The 17218-nt window shown below is 61.9% G+C and carries 19 protein-coding genes; 5 read left to right on the forward strand and 14 right to left on the reverse strand.

Annotation, left to right across the window (positions count from 1 at the left end):
• Window positions 1-32: 32 nt before the first annotated feature.
• Window positions 33-536 (reverse strand): MarR family winged helix-turn-helix transcriptional regulator, encoded by a 504-nt coding sequence (locus ACFSOZ_RS02210; protein WP_379093070.1) that lies wholly within the window; start codon window positions 534-536, stop codon window positions 33-35.
• A gap of 85 nt (window positions 537-621) precedes the next feature.
• On the opposite strand from ACFSOZ_RS02210, the gene ACFSOZ_RS02215 reads away from it, so the two are divergent.
• Complete coding sequence (locus ACFSOZ_RS02215; protein WP_379093073.1) at window positions 622-939, forward strand: hypothetical protein; 318 nt, start codon at window positions 622-624, stop codon at window positions 937-939.
• Between the two features lie 12 nt (window positions 940-951).
• On the opposite strand, the gene ACFSOZ_RS02220 is transcribed toward ACFSOZ_RS02215, so the two are convergent.
• The 4 genes from ACFSOZ_RS02220 to ACFSOZ_RS02235 all read right to left on the reverse strand — a co-directional run bounded on the left by ACFSOZ_RS02220 (window position 952) and on the right by ACFSOZ_RS02235 (window position 4110).
• Entirely contained in the window at window positions 952-1542 is a 591-nt protein-coding gene (locus tag ACFSOZ_RS02220) for a 5'-methylthioadenosine/S-adenosylhomocysteine nucleosidase (RefSeq protein ID WP_379093843.1), read from the reverse strand.
• Between the two features lie 190 nt (window positions 1543-1732).
• On the reverse strand, window positions 1733-2191 hold the full coding sequence (locus ACFSOZ_RS02225; protein WP_379093076.1) for a PaaI family thioesterase: 459 nt from the start codon (window positions 2189-2191) through the stop codon (window positions 1733-1735).
• Window positions 2192-2290: 99 nt separating this feature from the next.
• Window positions 2291-2743 (reverse strand): TspO/MBR family protein, encoded by a 453-nt coding sequence (locus ACFSOZ_RS02230; RefSeq protein WP_379093079.1) that lies wholly within the window; start codon window positions 2741-2743, stop codon window positions 2291-2293.
• Window positions 2744-2820: 77 nt separating this feature from the next.
• Complete coding sequence (locus ACFSOZ_RS02235; protein ID WP_379093082.1) at window positions 2821-4110, reverse strand: RsmB/NOP family class I SAM-dependent RNA methyltransferase; 1290 nt, start codon at window positions 4108-4110, stop codon at window positions 2821-2823.
• Between the two features lie 324 nt (window positions 4111-4434).
• Between ACFSOZ_RS02235 and ACFSOZ_RS02240 the strand changes: the two genes are divergently transcribed.
• Window positions 4435-5112 (forward strand): MIP family channel protein, encoded by a 678-nt coding sequence (locus ACFSOZ_RS02240; protein ID WP_379093085.1) that lies wholly within the window; start codon window positions 4435-4437, stop codon window positions 5110-5112.
• Window positions 5113-5310: 198 nt separating this feature from the next.
• Here ACFSOZ_RS02240 and ACFSOZ_RS02245 read toward each other — a convergent pair whose 3' ends face one another.
• From ACFSOZ_RS02245 to ACFSOZ_RS02260, 4 genes are all read right to left on the reverse strand, one after another.
• On the reverse strand, window positions 5311-6414 hold the full coding sequence (locus ACFSOZ_RS02245) for a calcium:cation antiporter (RefSeq protein ID WP_379093088.1): 1104 nt from the start codon (window positions 6412-6414) through the stop codon (window positions 5311-5313).
• Between the two features lie 200 nt (window positions 6415-6614).
• Window positions 6615-8387: an AMP-binding protein gene (locus ACFSOZ_RS02250; protein WP_379093091.1), complete on the reverse strand. Its 1773-nt coding sequence runs from the start codon at window positions 8385-8387 to the stop codon at window positions 6615-6617.
• Between the two features lie 308 nt (window positions 8388-8695).
• On the reverse strand, window positions 8696-8839 hold the full coding sequence (locus ACFSOZ_RS02255; RefSeq protein WP_379093094.1) for a hypothetical protein: 144 nt from the start codon (window positions 8837-8839) through the stop codon (window positions 8696-8698).
• 34 nt (window positions 8840-8873) lie between these two features.
• A complete protein-coding gene (locus tag ACFSOZ_RS02260; RefSeq protein WP_379093097.1) occupies window positions 8874-9986 on the reverse strand; it encodes a hypothetical protein in 1113 nt (370 codons plus the stop codon).
• A 2-nt stretch (window positions 9987-9988) separates the two neighbouring features.
• Between ACFSOZ_RS02260 and ACFSOZ_RS02265 the strand changes: the two genes are divergently transcribed.
• Entirely contained in the window at window positions 9989-10219 is a 231-nt protein-coding gene (locus tag ACFSOZ_RS02265) for a hypothetical protein (protein WP_379093100.1), read from the forward strand.
• Here the strand turns inward: ACFSOZ_RS02265 and ACFSOZ_RS02270 are convergent.
• From ACFSOZ_RS02270 to hisS, 4 genes are all read right to left on the reverse strand, one after another.
• Entirely contained in the window at window positions 10216-11160 is a 945-nt protein-coding gene (locus ACFSOZ_RS02270) for an IS1595 family transposase (protein ID WP_379093103.1), read from the reverse strand. The genes ACFSOZ_RS02265 and ACFSOZ_RS02270 overlap by 4 nt on opposite strands.
• A 179-nt stretch (window positions 11161-11339) precedes the next feature.
• Window positions 11340-12038, reverse strand: a complete 699-nt coding sequence (gene hisG / locus ACFSOZ_RS02275; RefSeq protein WP_379093106.1) for an ATP phosphoribosyltransferase — start codon at window positions 12036-12038, stop codon at window positions 11340-11342.
• The gene (locus tag ACFSOZ_RS02280; protein WP_379093109.1) at window positions 12035-13156 is read right to left on the reverse strand and encodes an ATP phosphoribosyltransferase regulatory subunit; all 1122 of its coding nucleotides are present in this window, start codon (window positions 13154-13156) and stop codon (window positions 12035-12037) included. Before ACFSOZ_RS02280 ends, hisG begins: the two co-directional genes overlap by 4 nt.
• Before the next feature lie 246 nt (window positions 13157-13402).
• Window positions 13403-14905, reverse strand: a complete 1503-nt coding sequence (hisS, locus tag ACFSOZ_RS02285) for a histidine--tRNA ligase (protein WP_379093112.1) — start codon at window positions 14903-14905, stop codon at window positions 13403-13405.
• Window positions 14906-15155: 250 nt separating this feature from the next.
• On the opposite strand from hisS, the gene ACFSOZ_RS02290 reads away from it, so the two are divergent.
• Window positions 15156-15410, forward strand: a complete 255-nt coding sequence (locus ACFSOZ_RS02290) for a hypothetical protein (protein WP_379093115.1) — start codon at window positions 15156-15158, stop codon at window positions 15408-15410.
• Window positions 15411-15449: 39 nt separating this feature from the next.
• Here ACFSOZ_RS02290 and ACFSOZ_RS02295 read toward each other — a convergent pair whose 3' ends face one another.
• Complete coding sequence (locus ACFSOZ_RS02295) at window positions 15450-16088, reverse strand: DNA-3-methyladenine glycosylase I (RefSeq protein WP_379093118.1); 639 nt, start codon at window positions 16086-16088, stop codon at window positions 15450-15452.
• A 214-nt stretch (window positions 16089-16302) separates the two neighbouring features.
• On the opposite strand from ACFSOZ_RS02295, the gene ACFSOZ_RS02300 reads away from it, so the two are divergent.
• A complete protein-coding gene (locus tag ACFSOZ_RS02300; protein ID WP_379093121.1) occupies window positions 16303-17046 on the forward strand; it encodes a L,D-transpeptidase in 744 nt (247 codons plus the stop codon).
• Window positions 17047-17218: the final 172 nt, after the last annotated feature.

The following is a 17218-nucleotide window of genomic DNA, read 5'->3' on the forward strand; positions in this document are numbered from 1 at the left end:
GAGTCGGCGCAATGGGTTGCGAGGCCTTGCTGTCACTTCGATTCCACGACTTCCCCTTCAGCGCCAGCGTCTTCACCCATTGCCGCAACCTGTCCGGCCTCGAGCGCCCGCAAGGCGCCCATGAGCGCGGTGAACCGCTTCTCGCCAATGCGACCGACATAGCGCCGCTCAATCTCCATCTTGACCCGGTCGCCGTCGCGCAAGGCATCCAGCCCCTTGTGCGTGTAGCGCACCAGCTTGCCGCGGCCGTCTTGCGGATCGGGCAGACGCTCGACGATACCCTCCGCCTCGAGGCCATCGAGCAGTTGCTGGATCGCCTGCTTGGAGATTGCAGAGCGTTCGATCAACGCCGACTGGCGCACGCCACCCCTGCTGATGTGTCCAAGCAATCCAGCGCGTGCCTCGGTGAACCAGCCGTGGCCTGCGGCCCGCATCGCGGCGGCAAATTCGGCCTGCCAGGCACGGCTTGCCTGCCATAGCCGCCAGCCGACGTGATCGGGCAATGCTTCGGTTTTTTCGTCAAGCTCCTTGACCATCTTATCTCGACTCCATATAGTCAAGATACTTGACGATACGCATCCCGTCGAGGCTCTTTCGAACTCAAGCACACGGACAGGGACCATGACAATTCTCGACAAGAACACGCTGGCCATTATCATGATCGGCACCACGCATGTCATCGACATGGGCGGCAAGGACGCCTTCATCCACTACGAGAACGAGACCCTGGCGCATATGCTGCTGCCGGATGGTACCCTGTTCCATGGGCTTTGGACGCTGCTCGACGACGGCTACAAGGTCGAATGGAAAGATGGTCCCACCGGCTCCTGGAAACTCGATCATTCGCCGGGAGCAATCGACTATGTCGATGCGAATGGCGCCGTGCGCGGCCGCATTTCGCGCATCGATTTCGGCGATCCGGCGAGCCTGGCGGCTTGATCCGAATTGTGGTCAGGCGCCCAGCAGACCTTCGCCGAGCGCCTGCTCCAGCAGCCCGACCGCCTCGGCCAGCTTCTCGTCGATGACGTGCAGATATTCGGTCCAGTCGCCGACGTGCCTGAGATCCGCCGCCCCGTCGGAAATGCCGCGCAGCCCGATCAGCGGGATGTCGAACAGCTGGCAGGCGCGCAGGCAGGCGAAGGTCTCCATGTCGACCATGTCGGCGGCAATCGCGTCATAGGCAGTGCCGGTGATGATCGCGCCGCCGGTCGACAGCGTTGCCGCCTTTATTCCCGGAATCCGGAACGGCAACGGCACGGTCACCGGCAGGTCGAGAAAGGGCGTTGCGCCCTTTTCGAAGCCGAGCGGCGAGGCGTCGATGTCGCGGTAGCTGACCGAGACGACCTGGTAGATTTCCGTCTGCTCCAGCGTCCGGCTGCCGGCTGAGCCGAGCGAGACGACGAGATCCGGCAGGGCTTCTTGGGACTTCATCAGGGACAATTGGGCGCCAAGCCTGACACCGGCCTCGACCGGCCCAACGCCGGTCATGAAAGGTGCGAACAATCGCTTCAGGTGCGGGCCGTATTCGGCTTGCGCCGCCATCACGAAGAGGACGTCCTTGCCTGAGAGGCGAGACACTTTGCCGGTCACGATGATCTACCCCTGCCTGCTCCGATTGTCTGCTTATCTGGGCCGCCGCTCGCCAGGACCCGCTGCCCGCGGCAGTTCCCGACGTTCGTGGCCTTTCATCGTGCCACTGGCACGATGAATTCGCCTGCGGCGAACTGGCAACTCACCCCTCAATCCCATCACGCCCGACCACCGTCATCATCGTGCCGGTCATCGTGGCGATGAGCTTGGCCTCGCCGTCAGCGGCGAAGGCATAGGCCTGGCCATCGGCGACGATGATGGTGCGGCCGGGTTTGGTCACCGAACCGCGAAACAGGAAGCGCTCGCCCCTGCCCGGCGCCAGCAGATTGACCTTGAACTCGATGGTCAGCACGCTGGAGCTTTCCGGCATCAACGAGAACGCGGCATAGCCGCAGGCCGAGTCCAGCGCCGTCGAAATGACGCCGGCATGCAGAAAGCCATGCTGCTGGGTCAGTGCCGCCGAATAAGGCATCTCGATCTCGATGATGCCGGGCGTCACCAGCGTCAACTCGGCGCCGATCGTCGCCATAGCCTTCTGGCGCGCGAAGGAGGTTCTGACGCGATCTTCATAGTCCGGGGCGGGTACGATCTTTGCTGCCATGGCCGCTGCCTTCCTTTATGCGGATAAGCTTATTGCAGAGGCATGGGCGACAGGCAAATGCTTTTGCTGCACTGCAACAAAACGAGCTTGAAGGCAACGTTAGTTTAGCCAGAGAAGCGATGCGTTGAGCAAGGTGGCGAAAGCCACCCAGGCCGCGTAAGGAACGAACAGCCAGCCGGAAGTCCGGTCACGGTTCCAGACGCTGGCGATGAACAGCACAATGCTAGCGAGAAGAAGCACAATCACCACGAACGCCAGCCCCACCATCCTGGCGCCGAAGAAGGTCGGCGACCACAGGAAATTCAGGAAGAGCTGGACGCCCCAGATCTTCATCGCAGCTCCAGTCGGCTCGTGCAGCCATGTCCGCCAGCCGGCAATGGCGATCAGCGCATAGAGCAGTGTCCAGGCAGGTCCAAAGACCCAGTTGGGTGGATTGAAGGGCGGCTTGGCCAGCGACGCATACCAGGCACCCGGCAGCGTCACGTAGCCGATCAGGAGGCCTCCACCCAACACCGAGATGAGGAAGAGCAGAAGCGACAGATATCTTTGCAAGAATTCCACCCCGTGATGGCGGCCCGATGCCGCGCATCTGCAACTGGAGCGCCATCGCCAGCTGTCAACGGCAAGCGTCAATTCGCCCTGCGCATGGCGCAGAAATAGAAGCCATCGGTGCCACTCAGCGCCGGGGACAGCGAGATGTCGCCTGCCGGACCGATCCGCGATGCTGCTTCATGGCCGGGAAAACGGCTGTCCCAGAGCGCGCGGTGATCGACCGGGACAAAACCGCTGTTGCGGTCCCTGAAGGCCGCGACCTGCTCGCCATTCTCCTCGTCGAACACCGAGCAGGTGATGTAGACCAGCAGGCCGCCTGACTTGACGTAGGCCTTGGCCGCATCGAGGATCGCCGCCTGCTCGCCCTTGCGGGCGTCGAGCTGTCTCTGCGTCAGCCGCCATTTGGCATCGGGACGGCGCCGCCAGGTGCCGCTGCCGGTACAGGGCGCGTCGACCAGCACGATGTCCATGTGGCCCGCGAGCGGAGCGAGTTCGGCCGGCTTGGTGACGACCTGCACATTGCGGTTTTCCGAGCGGCGGATGCGGTCGAAGATCGGCGCCAGCCGCGCCTTCTCGGCATCGTGGGCAAAGATCTGGCCGCGATTGTCCATCGAAGCCGACAGCGCCAGCGTCTTGCCGCCGGCGCCGGCGCAGAAGTCGAGGACCTGCATGCCGGCCTCGGCCCCGGCAAGGGCAGCCGCCACCTGCGAGCCTTCGTCCTGGACCTCGAACCAGCCTTTCTGGAAGGCCGGCTCGGCCTGCACGTTCGGATGCCGGCCGTCGCCATCGATCGGCGGGATGCGGATGCCTTGCGGCGCTATTGCCGCAGGTTTCGCGCCGGTTCCCGTCAGTTCGGCCAGCACCTTGGCGCGATTGGCCTGTAGCGTGTTGACCCTGAGGTCGAGCGGCGGGCGCGTCGCCAGCGCGGCACCCTCGTCGGCCCAGGTCGCGCCGAAGGTTTTCTCGAAAAGCGGCGCGCACCAATCCGGTATGTCGGCCCGCACCACGGCCGGCGCATCGGCCAGCCGGCGGTCGGCAATTGCCTGAAGTTCGGTGGCAGTCAGCAGCGGCGGCGCGAACTTGTCGCCATCGAGCGCGCCGTTGAGCGACTGCGCCGTCTGGCCCCATTCGAGCAGCAGCGCGCCGAAGCCGATGGCGCGCGGCGTCTCTTCGCCGAGCAGCCAGCCGGCGGAACGCTTGCGGCGCAAGGCGTCATAGACGATGTTGCCGATCGCCGCGCGGTCGCCGCCACCGGCGAAGCGATGCGACAGGCCCCAATCCTTCAGCGCATCGGCGACCGGCCGGTGACGCCGGCCGATGTCTTCCAGCACTTCGATGGCCGCAGCCAGCCGTCCGCCCAGTCGCATTCGTCATTCCATCAAATCGAAAACAAGATCTCCGGGCCTGCTCTTAGAGCCTTTCACGTCTGGATTGAACCCCGCTTCCGTATCATGGCGACGAGGTTATCCCAACCGGGGCCCCCCCGCATCCGCCCGACCAGTAAATGTCCCTGACCGGCAACAAGAGATCGATCAATAGATAACGGGTCTCTAATGTTCGTAACTGACGCCTGCAAGCATGCGATCTGGCGCAACTGCGCTGCTTTCCAAGTTTTTCGGTAGGGAATACTCTTGCCACCATGATTCGCGGTACGAAAACGCAGACTAGCGGATCGTTACGAGGAGAGGGCAATGAAGACTTATCTGGCGGAAGTTCTAGGCACATTTCTATTGGTGTTCATCGGTACGGCTTCTGTGGTGACAGGCGGCTTCGGCGGCGCGCTGCCGCTCGGCCAGGAAGGCATTGGTCTGGCGTTCGGCATCGGCCTCATTGCGGCGGCCTATGCGATCGGTCCCATTTCTGGCGCGCATCTCAATCCGGCGGTGACGCTCGGTGTCTTCCTTGCCGGCCGGCTGCCGGCCAAGGATGTCATCCCCTACTGGATCGCGCAGATTATCGGCGCCATTCTCGCCTCGCTCGCGCTGTGGATCATCGTCTCCGGCCAGACCGGCGGACACACAGGCGGCTTCGGCGCCAATGGCTGGGACGTGGCGAAATGGGGCGTGAGTTCGGCGTTCCTGTGGGAACTGATCGGCACCTTCACCTTCGTCACCGTGATCCTCGGCGTTACGGCTGAAAAGCACTCGACGGCGTTCGCCGGGCTGGTCATCGGCCTGACACTGGCCGGACTGCACTTCGCCATCATCCCGGTGACCGGTACATCGCTCAATCCGGCCCGCTCGATCGGCCCGGCGCTGTTCTCCGGCGCTGCGGCGATCGGCCAGCTCTGGCTCTTCATCGTCGCGCCGCTGATCGGCGGCGCCATCGCCGGCGTCGTCGCCAAGGCGCGGGTGTTCGAAAAGGACTGAGCTTTGGAAGGCTCAACAGGAGAGGCGCGGGCTAGTCCGCGCCTTTTTCTTTGGCATGCGCGGATTGGCACACCATTTCAGGCAGGCGCGGTCGTCTGCAGTTCGCTATCGGCTTCCAGGCTTTTGAGCCCAAGCAGTCCGTTGACGGAACCGGTGGCCGTCTCGTCTCTGCATCCAATCGCCAGCCAACGGAATTCTTCATGGTACAAATATAAGAAATATATACGTAAAAAATACCACGATATGGACCATGCCAGTCAAGAATGTCGTTCTTTCGGTACTAAAGCTCACGTTGCATATGAAGAGTGCTAAAATCAAAAGTACTGTGTCAGTCGCTGGAAGCCCCAGGGTTAACCCTCTTCCCGTCAGCAGGCTGGCGGCTGCGACCGCCGGTATTGTCAAACCAATTGTGGCGCAGGCCGAACCCATCGCAACATTCAAGCCGCGTTGCAGCTCATTGTTGAGTGAAGCACGAACCGCCGAAATGGCCTCTGGCATCAAAACCAACCCGGCGATCAATGCCCCCACAATACTGTCAGCCTGGGTCACCTGATAGGTAACGAGCGTATCTTCAACACTTGCGGCGACTTGCTCGGCGAGCATGACAATTCCGATCAGCCCGATTAACAGGAGCAAAGTGCTGGCAGAGACGCTTTCGTGAGGGGCAGTCCGCATCGAAACGTCGTGTTCATGTCCTTGGACGAAATCGTCTCGGTGCCGGATAGTCTGCGCGAACACAAAACTTGCATAAAGCAGCACTGAAAGCACACTCACAAAGCCAAGTTGAGCAGCTGAAAATGTGCCAGGTCCCGTAGTTTGTGTGTAGGTTGGCAGAATGAGCGTCATGACGGTCAGTGCGATCAGAACCGCCAAATACGCGCTGGTCCCTTGTCGAACGATTGCCTGCTTGCGATGACGCCAGCCGCCAAGCGCGAGACACATGCCGACAACGCCGGTAGATGTAATCATCACCGTTGAAAAGACGGACTCACGTGCAAGCGTAGGGTTGTTCTCTCCATGCAGCATCATGGAAACGATGATCGACACTTCGATTGCCGTCACGGCAAAAGTCAGCACCAATGTGCCGTAGGGCTCTCCCACACGCCGAGCCACCGCCTCGGCATGGTCGAGCACCACGAAAATGGTGATGAACATGATCGCGCTCGAAAGCGCTCCAACAAGAATCCTGACGCTCGGCGAACCTTCGTCTACCGACAGCCCGCTTGCCCTGACTGCAACAGCCATCACCAAAGCGGCCAAGGGCATCGCATAAGAAATCACCGATCGTCCGAAACCACTCATTCAAGCCCCCTATGCGTTTCTGCGAACCTTGCGGAAAACCCATGTGGAGCACCTCAGCCAAATCACCGCGAAGCCGGTAGGCCCCAACGGCCGGCGTTCGGTCCCTCACAAACAACGTCACCCGCGGCTCCAAACGATGCCGCAGGATCGCGACCTTGGCTGCATCGAGGGCACCAAACAAATCGAAGCGCCGCCCTCGCTCAAGCGGTCTTCTGTGTCACCAATCCCAGTTCCTCGACCATCGCATTGCGCATCAGGAATTTCTGCGGTTTCCCGGTCACCGTCATCGGCAATTCGCTGCGGAAGCGGATGTAGCGCGGGACCTTGTAGTGGGCGATCTGGCCGGCGCAGAAGGCCTTGATCTCCTGTTCGGTGGCGATCTGGCCTGGCTTGAGCACGATCCAGGCGCACAGCTCCTCGCCATATTTGGCGTCGGGGATGCCGAACACCTGCACCTCCTTCACCTTGGGATGGCGGTAGAGGAATTCCTCGACCTCGCGCGGATAGACGTTTTCGCCGCCGCGGATGACCATGTCCTTGACCCGGCCGACAATGTTGCAATAGCCCTCGGCGTCGATGGTGGCGAGGTCACCGGTGTGCATCCAGCCGTCGGTGTCGATGGCCTCGCGGGTCTTCTTCTCGTCGTCCCAATAGCCCTTCATCACCGAATAGCCGCGCGTGCACAGCTCGCCCGGCGAGCCGACGCCGACAGTGGCGCCATCGGCATCGACCGCCTTGACCTCGACATGAGGGTGGATGCGCCCGACCGTCGAGACCCGCTTTTCCAGCGGGTCGTCGACGCCACTCTGGAACGACACCGGGCTGGTCTCGGTCATGCCATAGGCGATGGTGACTTGCGCCATATGCATCAGCGACACCACCTTCTTCATCACCTCGATCGGGCATGGCGAGCCGGCCATGATGCCGGTGCGCAGGCTGGACAGATCGAAAGACAAGAAATCCGGATGATCGAGCAGCGCGACGAACATGGTCGGCACGCCATAGAGGCCGGTGCAGCGCTCACTCGCCACCGCCTTCAGCGTGGCGCCGGGATCGAACCCCTCGCCCGGGAAAACCATGGTCGCGCCCTTCGACACGCAGCCCATCGTGCCCATCGACATGCCGAAGCAATGATAGAGCGGCACCGGGATGCACAGCCGGTCGTCGACGGTCAGTTTGATCGCCGAGGTGACGAAATTGCCGTTGTTGACGATGTTGTTGTGGGTCAGCGTCGCGCCCTTGGGCGCTCCCGTGGTGCCCGAGGTGAACTGGATGTTGATGGCCTCGCCGGGCTTCAGCCCCTCGGAGATTCGGTCGAGGCTGTCATGCTCGTCGCGTCCGGCCATCGCCAGCACGTCGCCGAAATTGAACATGCCGGGCGAGTTGTCCTCGCCCATGCGGATGACGATCTTCAGCGCCGGCAGCTTGTTCGCCTTGAGCTTGCCGGGCGTGGCGGTGGCGATTTCCGGCGCCAGCGTCTCGATCATGCCGAGGTAATCGGAGGTCTTGAACTTGACCGCCGTCACCAGCGCCTTGCAGCCGACCTTGTTCAAGGCATAGTCCAGCTCGGTCAGCCGGTAGGCGGGGTTGATGTTGACCAGGATGAGGCCGATGCGGGCGGTGGCGAACTGCGTCACCAGCCATTCCCAGCGGTTGGGCGACCAGATGCCGACGCGATCGCCCTTATACAGGCCGAGCGCCAGGAAGCCGGCGGCCAGCGCGTCGACCGTGTCCGACAACTCGCTCCAGGTGAAGCGCTTGTCTTGGTCGACGAAGACGGCGGCGTCTTGCGTGGCGTATTTGCTGGCGGTGTCGGAAAACAGCCCGGGAATGGTTTTGTCGAGCAGCGGCGTCGTGCGCTCGCCCGAAACATGCGCCTTGCCGTCGACGGGCGCTACGAAGACACTGCCATTGCGCGATCCACGTCCGCGCAAATTGGTGGCATTCTTCAGCTCGTCGAGATTGATCGGCATCGCTGTCTCCTCCCGGGATGGTCGAGCCTATCAGCCTGAAGGGGTGGTGAAAATCCCGCCGATGGTAGAGGCAGGGCAACGAATCCGGGTTAACGGATTTCTTCGGAGTCTTCGCCGGCGCGCTGGTTGGCGAAGCATGAACGAAAAAACCCGCCGTGCGGCGGGTCAGTGGCGCAAATCAGCACCATAGCCAAATTAGTAGCATAACTGCCCTCACAAGTCAAGAATAAATTCCTAATTATGTCGTTGACACCACAAGACCCAAGCTGTAGTTTTTATAGATGGGCATAAGTGGTCGCAACCCTAGCTCAACTCTGGAACTCGAAGCCATGCGGCTGGCGAGAAAGCTCTACCGCGCCTTGCGGGAAGATGATCCGAACGCATTCCTTGGCGAGTTCGAGGTGGGCGTCCCTAAGGACATTCCGGCCCATCTGCTTGGCCCTGAAGATCATGAATTGTTTGAGAGGACAACCGTAGACGGAAGGTTCAATTTCCTTGCGGTTGCTGAGCGGCTGTTGGCTGAACCTTCGATGGGGCCAAAGCTGCGGCAAGCGCTTCGATGATAAGTGTTTTGACCCGTTCCAACCGCTGAGCGGCTACAAGGGACATATCCAGCGAGAGCCGCCTACCATATGACTCGACGGAATAGACCTCGCCAGAGATGACAAACTCCAAGAACATGTTCTTGTTCGGACTGTGCGTCGCCCGCGCCTTTGTGGTGCTGTAAAACTCTCCCGCATGGCCTAGCGCATTGCGCATCGGAACTACGTCTTTGAATTGAGATGCGAACAGCTTTCGCGCGATCCTGAGTTTACTAAGGTCGATACGGCTGCGCAGATTAGGCGCGCGCCTAATCGCCTCTTTGCTTATCACCTCAAAGGTATGCTGGAAGTGATATAGGCTGAAAGCTGCGTCACGTGCCGCCATCTGTCTCCATTCCATAGAAATGAAAAACGTAGCTTCGTTTTGCGGGACATATGCCGGTCGCGAAAAGTGAAGCGTGTTGGCGTAGGTCATGAGCTTCGAAGCAGCATGAAACCTGAATACATAGCCAAATAGATTATGGACGAGAAAATCCAAATCATCGGCTGCCTCCCGCTCATCATTCGGAAGCTGCGTGCGATCAATTCGCCTGTCGGGGAATCGACGTGGGGCCTTGTCCAGCGTCAAAGCAAATTCGCGGTCCGCAATAATGTCAGCGTGGGGCGTCGTTTGCCCGTCGATCGTGAGGTATTCCGCTCTTATAGCCATTGGCTGCGGAGTTTCGAAGAACGCGCGGGCCTCAGCGATATCCACAAACGACCGATCGAGAACGCCGATGTACTGCGGGTTGACGGCGTAGTGACCCGTTACCTCGTCCTTCTTCCATCGCCCGCTCCAAAGCTCGACAGCCTGAGCGGCTGGGCTAAACAGGTAGATGGTAGCGGCCCCATCGGCATAGAGCCGGCAGCCGTCCTCAAAGCCAGCGTCGGTAGCGGTCTTGATCCGCTGGCAAATGATGTGACCGAATGCGACAAAACCAGGGATGATTTGAACAGCGACGGGCCTTCCTCTATCATCGTAGCCGAAGCGGTCTTTTTCTCCGATTTTGGTGATCATTGATGGCACGACAACAGAGTGATCTTTACGGCGACAACGAAGCGGAGGACCGTTTCCGCAGACTATTGAAGTCTGCGGTAAACACGCCTCCCGCACCATTGAAGAGCATGACTCCGATTGGCGTGACCGCGCAACAGAAGCGCGGAAGAAAACCTAAGTCTTCTTCCGTTTCTTCGGATGCTTCTTCCGCCAGCGCAAAAACCGCAGGGCGCGGTGATGGAAAACTGGACTAGTCAGGACATTGATAGGTAAGGCGCTTACCGGAAGCGCCTTCAATCGCCGCGCGGGTGCGGGCCTGATCCTCGACGCCAAGCGCCGAGCGATGGTTGTAGCGGAAATCGAATTCCGACAAATAGCGATGCAGGTGCTTCTCGGCGCAATGCTGGTAGACGCCGCGCATACCGCGCTTGAAGACTGAGAACACGTTTTCAACTGTGTTCGTGTGGACAATCCGCTCGCTCTCATAACGGACATATTCGCCAGCGGAATGCTTGACGGTGTGATGTTCGGCAAAGATCTGGTCAGTATCGCCATAGAGGCGGCTTTCGTCGGTGTAGAGGTAGCTTTCGCGGGCGATGTTCTCGGCAACGATCTTGGTCACGGTGGCCTTGTCCGCCACGGCTGCATAGAACGTGCGGACGGAGCCGCCACGCTCTACCAAGGCGATAATCGGGCGCTGTCCACCATGCCCGCGCTTGCCGCGCTTGGTGGTCTTGCCGAGCTTCTTGTCGTCGCGGTATCCGTAATAGGTTTCGTCGGCCTCGACGATCTGGCCCTCGCCGCCAAGCGGGCCAAAGGTGCCATCGGCGCGCATGGCTTCGCGAATGCGATGGGCCATAAACCAAGCCGCCTTATAGGTGATGCCGAGCATGCGATGAAGCTGGTGAGCCGAGACACCTTTCTTGGACGAAGCCATGAGAAAGAAGCCCTGCATCCACTTGTGGAGCGGGATATGCGAGGACTCCATTACGCTCTTGGTCGTGACGCTGAAATCCTTCCTGCATTCAGGCTCACCGCAACGGTAAACGGTAGCGCCGCACTTCTGGGTGCGCTTGGTAGCGTACGAGCGGTCAACCGTGCCGCAATGCGGGCAATTGCGGAATTCCGGCCAGCGGATTTCTTCCAAGAGCCTGCGGGCGGCTTCGTCGTTGTGGAAGTGCGGTGCGGAGAACATGGCTGCTTACCTTTCTTGCAGCCCATACTATCCCTAGGGTTTGTGGTGTCAACGACATAATTAGGAATAAATTCCTATCAAAAAGGCGGCCGGCACCGTTGGGCTGGCCGCCGCCAGGCCTTTTGTTAAGCTGAGTTCGGAGCCCTGATGGTAGCCGTAGAGGGCAGGAAGCCCCACCGCTATCCGACCGCCGCCGTCATCTTCGCGGCGATGTCGCGCAACAGAGCCTCATCCGCCGCCGTACGCGTCTTCCTTGACGCCACCAGACAGGCCTGCGAGCGCAGCACGAGGCCGTCGCCGAGCACCTTGAGATGATTGGCGCGCAGCGTCGAGCCTGACGTGGTGATGTCGACGATGACATCGGCCAGGCCGGCCGCCGGCGCGCCTTCGGTGGCACCGAGGCTCTCGACGATGCGATAGACCTGGATGCCGTGTTTCTGCGAGAAAAATTGCTGCGTCAGCCGCCAGTACTTGGTTGCGATGCGCAGCCGCCTGCCGTGGCGCTGGCGGAAATCGGCGGCGACGTCGTCGAGATCGGCCATGGTGTCAACGTCGAGCCAGATCTCGGGCACCGCTACCACGACATCGGCATTGCCGAAGCCGAGACGAGCGACGATTTCGGCGCGTGCCTCCCAGTCGGCAATGTTCTCGCGCACCAGGTCCTCGCCGGTGATGCCGAGATCGACCGCGCCCTGGCCGATCTCGCCAGCAATCTCGGAAGCCGACAGGAACGCCACTTCGATGCTTTCCGCGCCTTCGATGCGGGCGCGATAGGCGCGCTCGTCGCCGGGCAGGCGCACAGTGAGCCCGGCCCTGGCCAGCACCTCCAGCGCCTGCTCTTTCAGCCGGCCTTTCGACGGGATCGCCAGGGTGATCATGGCGCCGTCTCCCGCAATGCGTCGATGCGGTCGAGCCAGACGGAAAAGCCGACGCCGGGGATCGGCGTCTTCGCGCCAAGCAGCGTCAGCAGCCGGTCATAGCGGCCGCCACCAACCAGCGGCCGGTCTCCATCCTGCGCCGCGATTTCGAACACCAGGCCGGTGTAGTAGTCGAGCGGGCGGCCGAAAGCGGCATCGTAGCGGATCTTTTCGGCCGGCAGGCCGTGCGTCTCGATCGCCTTGGCGCGGGAAGCGAACTTCTCCAGCGCGGCGCCCAGCGAAAGCCCGGCGTCACTGGCGAAAGAGGCCAGCGCCTCGGCCGCGCCATTCAGCGGCACGTCGATCGCCAGAAAACCCTTCAGCGCCGCGAAGGCCTCGTTCGACAGCCGCACGCTGCGCAATTCGGCCTTCTCGATCAGCCGCCGCGCAATGTCGGCCGGCGAGCGCCCGGCGGAGGCCGACAGGCCCGCCTCTTCCATGCCGCCCGCGATGTGGGCGGAAAGACCTTCCAGATCGTCGTCGAGGACAAGGGCTGCGACCGGACCTGAGAGCTGACCGTTGCGCGGCGGGTTGGCGAGATCGGCGAGTGCCGCCTCTAGCATCGGCGCCGAGCCGAAGGCCCGCGCCAGTCGCATGCGCCAGCCGCGCGGCAACCCAAGCGCTGCCAGCACCGCCTCGAAAATGGTCTGGTCACCGAGCGTGATCGCCAAGGCCTGACCCGGCAACACCAGCGACAGCAACGCATGCGCATCGGCCAGCGAACGGGCATCGGCTTGCGCGGTGTCGCGGTCGCCGAGATCCTCGATGCCGGCCTGGAAGAACTCGTTGCCGCCTTCGCGGCGCTGGCGAAACACTTCGCCGAGGTAGGAATAGCGGCGCGGCGTGCCGGCCTGCGAGCTGATGTGGTCCAGACAGACCGGAATGGTGAATTCCGGCCGCAGGCAGAGCGCCTGGCCTGTCTCGCTTTCGGTGAGGAAAATACGCCGGCGCAGATCCTCGCCCGCCATGTCGAGGAACGGGTCGGCCGGCTGCAGCACGGCGACTTCGACCGCATGCGTGTTGCGCGTGGCGAAGAGGTTGATGATGTCGGTGGCGATGGCGGGGTAGCGGGAGGTCAATCTGCCGGCCTCCATATCGCATGACCCACTGGTTTGGGATCAGCGGGTCGACCGAAGGTCGGCGCTCCACGGCGCCCCCCTCTGTCCTGCCGGACATCTCCCCCACAAGGAGAGAGATCGAATGTCGCGACGGCTTTCGCCAATCGCCTATATTGCAAGAAACGCAAGGCGGATGAAGCGGCCAATCTCCCCCCTTGTGGGGGAGATGTCCGGCAGGACAGAGGGGGGCGCGAAGGAACGCGACCTCTACTTGCCACGTGCCCTCTCCTCGGCCTGCGCCGTCAAAATCTTCTTCACTTCGGCGACCAGTTCGCTTTCCGCCACCGTCACCTGCGCCGGCCGCGCGGCGCGCCATTCGGCGTTGTCTGTGATCTCGGCCGACATGCGCGCGCCTTCGATCAGATCCTTGATCTGCAGCTCGCCCTTGGCGCGCTCGTCGCCGCCCTGGATGATTGCGACCGGGCAGCCGCGCCTATCGGCATATTTGAGCTGCGCCTTCATGCCGGCGCCACCAAGATACATTTCGGAACGGATGCCGGCGCCGCGCAACTCGGCGACCATCTTCTGGTAGCGGCCGAGGCTGTCAGTGTCCTTGTCCATCACCAGCACGACGACCGGCGCGATCACGTCAGCGCTGTCGAGCTTGCCGAGGTTCTTCAGCGCCGTCATCAACCTGGAGACGCCGATGGAGAAACCGGTTGCCGGCACCGGCTCGCCGCGAAAGCGCGAGACCAAACCGTCATAGCGGCCACCGCCGCCGACCGAGCCGAAGCGCACGATCTGGCCGTCCTCGTTGGGGATCTCGGCCAGCAGTTCGGCCTCGAGAACGGGGCCGGTGTAGTATTCGAGACCACGCACCACCGAGCGGTCCATGGCGATACGGTCTTGGGCGTATCCAGCCGCCCTGACCAAGGCTTCAATCGTCGAGAGTTCGCCGACGCCTTCCTGGTAGACCGCGTTCGCGCTGACGCTGGAATCCTGGCCAGCCTGTTCATCCTTCGCTGTCGCAAGAAGGACCGCCTCGGCTTGCAAATCATTCAGTCCGGCGCCTTTGGCGAAGTCGCCTTCGCCTTCCTTGCCGCCGTCCCAACGCCCCGGCCCAAGCAGAAGTCTCACGCCTTCCGGTCCGAGCTTGTCGAGCTTGTCGATCGCCCGCAGCACCGTCAGTCGGCGGCCGGCATTCTCGTCGCCGCCAAGGCCGATCGCCTCCAGCACGCCGTCCAGCACCTTGCGGTTGTTGACGCGGATGACGTAGTCGCCGCGCTTGATGCCGAGCGCTTCCATGACGTCGGCCATCATCATGGCCATTTCGGCGTCGGCGGCCACGCCCGGCGTGCCGATCGTGTCGGCGTCGAACTGCATGAACTGGCGGAAGCGGCCGGGGCCGGGCTTCTCGTTGCGGAACACCCAGCCGGAGCGATAGCTGCGGTAGGGTTTTGGCAGGCGCTCATAGTTCTCGGCGACAAAGCGCGCCGTCGGCGCGGTCAGGTCGTAGCGCAGCGACAGCCACTGATCATCGTCATCCTGGAAGGAGAACACACCTTCGTTCGGGCGGTCCTGGTCAGGCAGGAATTTTCCCAGCGCATCGGTGTATTCGATCAGCGGCTGGTCGGCCGGTTCGAAGCCATAAAGCTCAAAGACCGAGCGGATCGTCGACATCATCTTCTCGACGGCGCGGATGTCTTCAGCGCTGCGGTCAGCAAAACCGCGCGGCAGTCGCGCTTTCGTCTTTTCCGATTTGTCGGCCATGGGATGGGTACTCGGTGTTTCGTGGCGCTGTGCGGTAGGAAATTTCCTACTTCCGCAGCGCGCGTGTCCTAACCGATGCAGCTTTGTGCGGCAAGGCTTTGCAGCCTTGCCTCTCCCGCGGTGAGAAGGACGGAACCGAACCACCCTGAAACAAGAACGCACCGGAAATGAAACAATCCCGCCATGAGCGCGGCATCGTGCCGACACAATCGCAGCCGATAACCCGCAGCGACACGAAGGGGTTCGGACCATGACCAGCGCAACAAAATTCCATGCCATCGACAGCGGTGCAGGCGAATTGCCCGCGCGCCTGCGCGCGGCCGACATCCACGCTCAGAAAATGGTCAGCCAGGCTGCCGGTCCGTTCGAGATATCGGCCGACACCGGCAAGGGGCCATCGATGCGCGACGCGTTGATGACCGGCCTGCTGGTGATCTACCCGACCGTGGCCACGGTGGTGGCAATCGTCGCCGGGCTTTTCCTGGCCAGCGTCAACGGCACCTGAAGTTACCCACTCGCGTCCCACAAGGGGGAGGTGCGAGCCCTATTTCGGCCGCTTGAAAGCCTTCCGTTCCTTCTCGACTTGCCTGCGGCAGACGCAGCCCTCGAGATGGTCGTTGACCAGGCCCATGGCCTGCATGAAGGCGTAGACCGTGGTCGGGCCGACAAAGCTCCAGCCGCGCTTCTTCAATTCCTTCGAAATGCGAACCGAGACCGCCGTGGTCGGGTTGGCGCGCAGATGGGCGAGATCGACGATTTCGGGCCGCTCGTCCTTGCCGGGTTCGAACTTCCAGAACCAGGCGGCCAGCGAGCCGAATTCATCGGCCATCTCGCGGGCGTGCTTGGCGTTGTTGATGGTCGAGACGATCTTGCCGCGATGGCGGATGATGCCGGCATTGCCAAGCAGGCGCTCGACATCCCTGTCGGTGAAGGCGGCGACCTTGTCGAATTCGAAATTGGCGAAGGCCTCGCGAAAATTCTCGCGCTTGCGCAGGATGGTCAGCCATGACAGGCCCGACTGAAAGCCTTCAAGGCAGATCTTTTCGAACAGCCTGCGGTCGTCGGCGACAGGCCGGCCCCATTCATGGTCGTGGTAGTGCAGGTAGTCAGGCAGATTGCCGTGCCAGAAGCAGCGCGCGACACCGTCGGGACCGGCAAGCAGACCGGTGTTTTCCTTTTCCATAGCCAAAAATCCGTTCGTTAATGCGCTTGTGCGCTGCATTTACTGCGGCTTTACCAGATTCCTGAACCAGGCGGTAACCACACCAAAAGGTTTACTGACACTCACGCATTTTACGCATTCCGATTCATGTTTCGGTTGCTGCTTCCACGCCAATGATCGCTGAACCGGGGGGTCGTTTCCACCTGGTTGTATCAGACGATCAAGGTGCGTTCCGATGAAGACAGTTTTGTTTCCCGTGCTCGGCGCCGTGGCTGTGTTTGCCGCAGGCGTCACGCCCTCAACCGCCGGCGACCGCTATGCCGACAGGCCGCCGGTGATGGTGAGCCCCGACCTTTCCGCACCCTGGGTGCTGCAGCTTGGCCATGCTCCCGGCATCGTGCGCCAGAACCGCCAGGTCGTGCAGCAGCCGCGCCTGCGCTATGCGCAGCCGGCGCAACCCGACCGGGTGCAGACGGCGGCGGTGCAGCCGCCGCCCAAGCGGATGGCCATGCGTCCGCAGATCAACCCGATCTACCTGCCACAGGAAGTCGCCTATGACGGCCCGCAGAAGCCGGGCACGATCGTCATCGATACGACGCAGAATTTCCTCTTTCTGATCGAGAAGAACGGCAAGGCGCGGCGCTACGGCGTCGGCACCGGCAAACCCGGCTTCGAATGGTCGGGCACGCACAAGATCACCAACAAGCGCGAGTGGCCGGACTGGCGCCCACCGGCTCAGATGATCAAGCGCGAGGCCGCCAAGGGCCGCTATTTGCCGACCTATCTGGCCGGCGGCATGGAGAACCCTCTCGGCGCACGCGCGCTCTACCTCGGCACGACCGAGTACCGCATCCACGGCACCAACCAGCCGTGGACGATCGGCGGCGCGGTGTCGTCTGGTTGTATCCGCATGCGCAACGAGGACGTGGTCGACCTCTATGAACGCGTCAATGTCGGAACCACGGTCGAGGTGATATAGTTCCCGGTAGCGAATCACTTGGCCGGCAAAGCAACTAGCTTTCCAGGGTCAGTCTGAGGACAACGGGGGACGGGCCGTATGGGGATGCGGTCAGTCAGAAAGGGCAGTGCGGGAAACCGTGCTGCCCTTTCCGTTTCGACCGCAGCCTGACGCGTAACGGGACACTGTTTCC

Source organism: Mesorhizobium newzealandense (genome assembly GCF_042682145.1).
GTDB classification, from domain to species: domain Bacteria; phylum Pseudomonadota; class Alphaproteobacteria; order Rhizobiales; family Rhizobiaceae; genus Mesorhizobium; species Mesorhizobium newzealandense.

What these genes read in the sequence shown, in the direction of transcription:
- ACFSOZ_RS02210 (WP_379093070.1), bottom strand. Translation starts at nt 536, where the DNA reads ATGGTCAAGGAGCTTGACGAAAAAACCGAAGCATTGCCCGATCACGTC.
- ACFSOZ_RS02215 (WP_379093073.1), top strand. Translation starts at nt 622, where the DNA reads ATGACAATTCTCGACAAGAACACGCTGGCCATTATCATGATCGGCACC.
- ACFSOZ_RS02220 (WP_379093843.1), bottom strand. Translation starts at nt 1,542, where the DNA reads ATGGCGGCGCAAGCCGAATACGGCCCGCACCTGAAGCGATTGTTCGCA.
- ACFSOZ_RS02225 (WP_379093076.1), bottom strand. Translation starts at nt 2,191, where the DNA reads ATGGCAGCAAAGATCGTACCCGCCCCGGACTATGAAGATCGCGTCAGA.
- ACFSOZ_RS02235 (WP_379093082.1), bottom strand. Translation starts at nt 4,110, where the DNA reads ATGCGACTGGGCGGACGGCTGGCTGCGGCCATCGAAGTGCTGGAAGAC.
- ACFSOZ_RS02240 (WP_379093085.1), top strand. Translation starts at nt 4,435, where the DNA reads ATGAAGACTTATCTGGCGGAAGTTCTAGGCACATTTCTATTGGTGTTC.
- ACFSOZ_RS02245 (WP_379093088.1), bottom strand. Translation starts at nt 6,414, where the DNA reads ATGAGTGGTTTCGGACGATCGGTGATTTCTTATGCGATGCCCTTGGCC.
- ACFSOZ_RS02250 (WP_379093091.1), bottom strand. Translation starts at nt 8,387, where the DNA reads ATGCCGATCAATCTCGACGAGCTGAAGAATGCCACCAATTTGCGCGGA.
- ACFSOZ_RS02255 (WP_379093094.1), bottom strand. Translation starts at nt 8,839, where the DNA reads ATGATCTTCAGGGCCAAGCAGATGGGCCGGAATGTCCTTAGGGACGCC.
- ACFSOZ_RS02260 (WP_379093097.1), bottom strand. Translation starts at nt 9,986, where the DNA reads ATGATCACCAAAATCGGAGAAAAAGACCGCTTCGGCTACGATGATAGA.
- ACFSOZ_RS02265 (WP_379093100.1), top strand. Translation starts at nt 9,989, where the DNA reads ATGGCACGACAACAGAGTGATCTTTACGGCGACAACGAAGCGGAGGAC.
- ACFSOZ_RS02270 (WP_379093103.1), bottom strand. Translation starts at nt 11,160, where the DNA reads ATGTTCTCCGCACCGCACTTCCACAACGACGAAGCCGCCCGCAGGCTC.
- hisG (WP_379093106.1), bottom strand. Translation starts at nt 12,038, where the DNA reads ATGATCACCCTGGCGATCCCGTCGAAAGGCCGGCTGAAAGAGCAGGCG.
- hisS (WP_379093112.1), bottom strand. Translation starts at nt 14,905, where the DNA reads ATGGCCGACAAATCGGAAAAGACGAAAGCGCGACTGCCGCGCGGTTTT.
- ACFSOZ_RS02290 (WP_379093115.1), top strand. Translation starts at nt 15,156, where the DNA reads ATGACCAGCGCAACAAAATTCCATGCCATCGACAGCGGTGCAGGCGAA.
- ACFSOZ_RS02295 (WP_379093118.1), bottom strand. Translation starts at nt 16,088, where the DNA reads ATGGAAAAGGAAAACACCGGTCTGCTTGCCGGTCCCGACGGTGTCGCG.
- ACFSOZ_RS02300 (WP_379093121.1), top strand. Translation starts at nt 16,303, where the DNA reads ATGAAGACAGTTTTGTTTCCCGTGCTCGGCGCCGTGGCTGTGTTTGCC.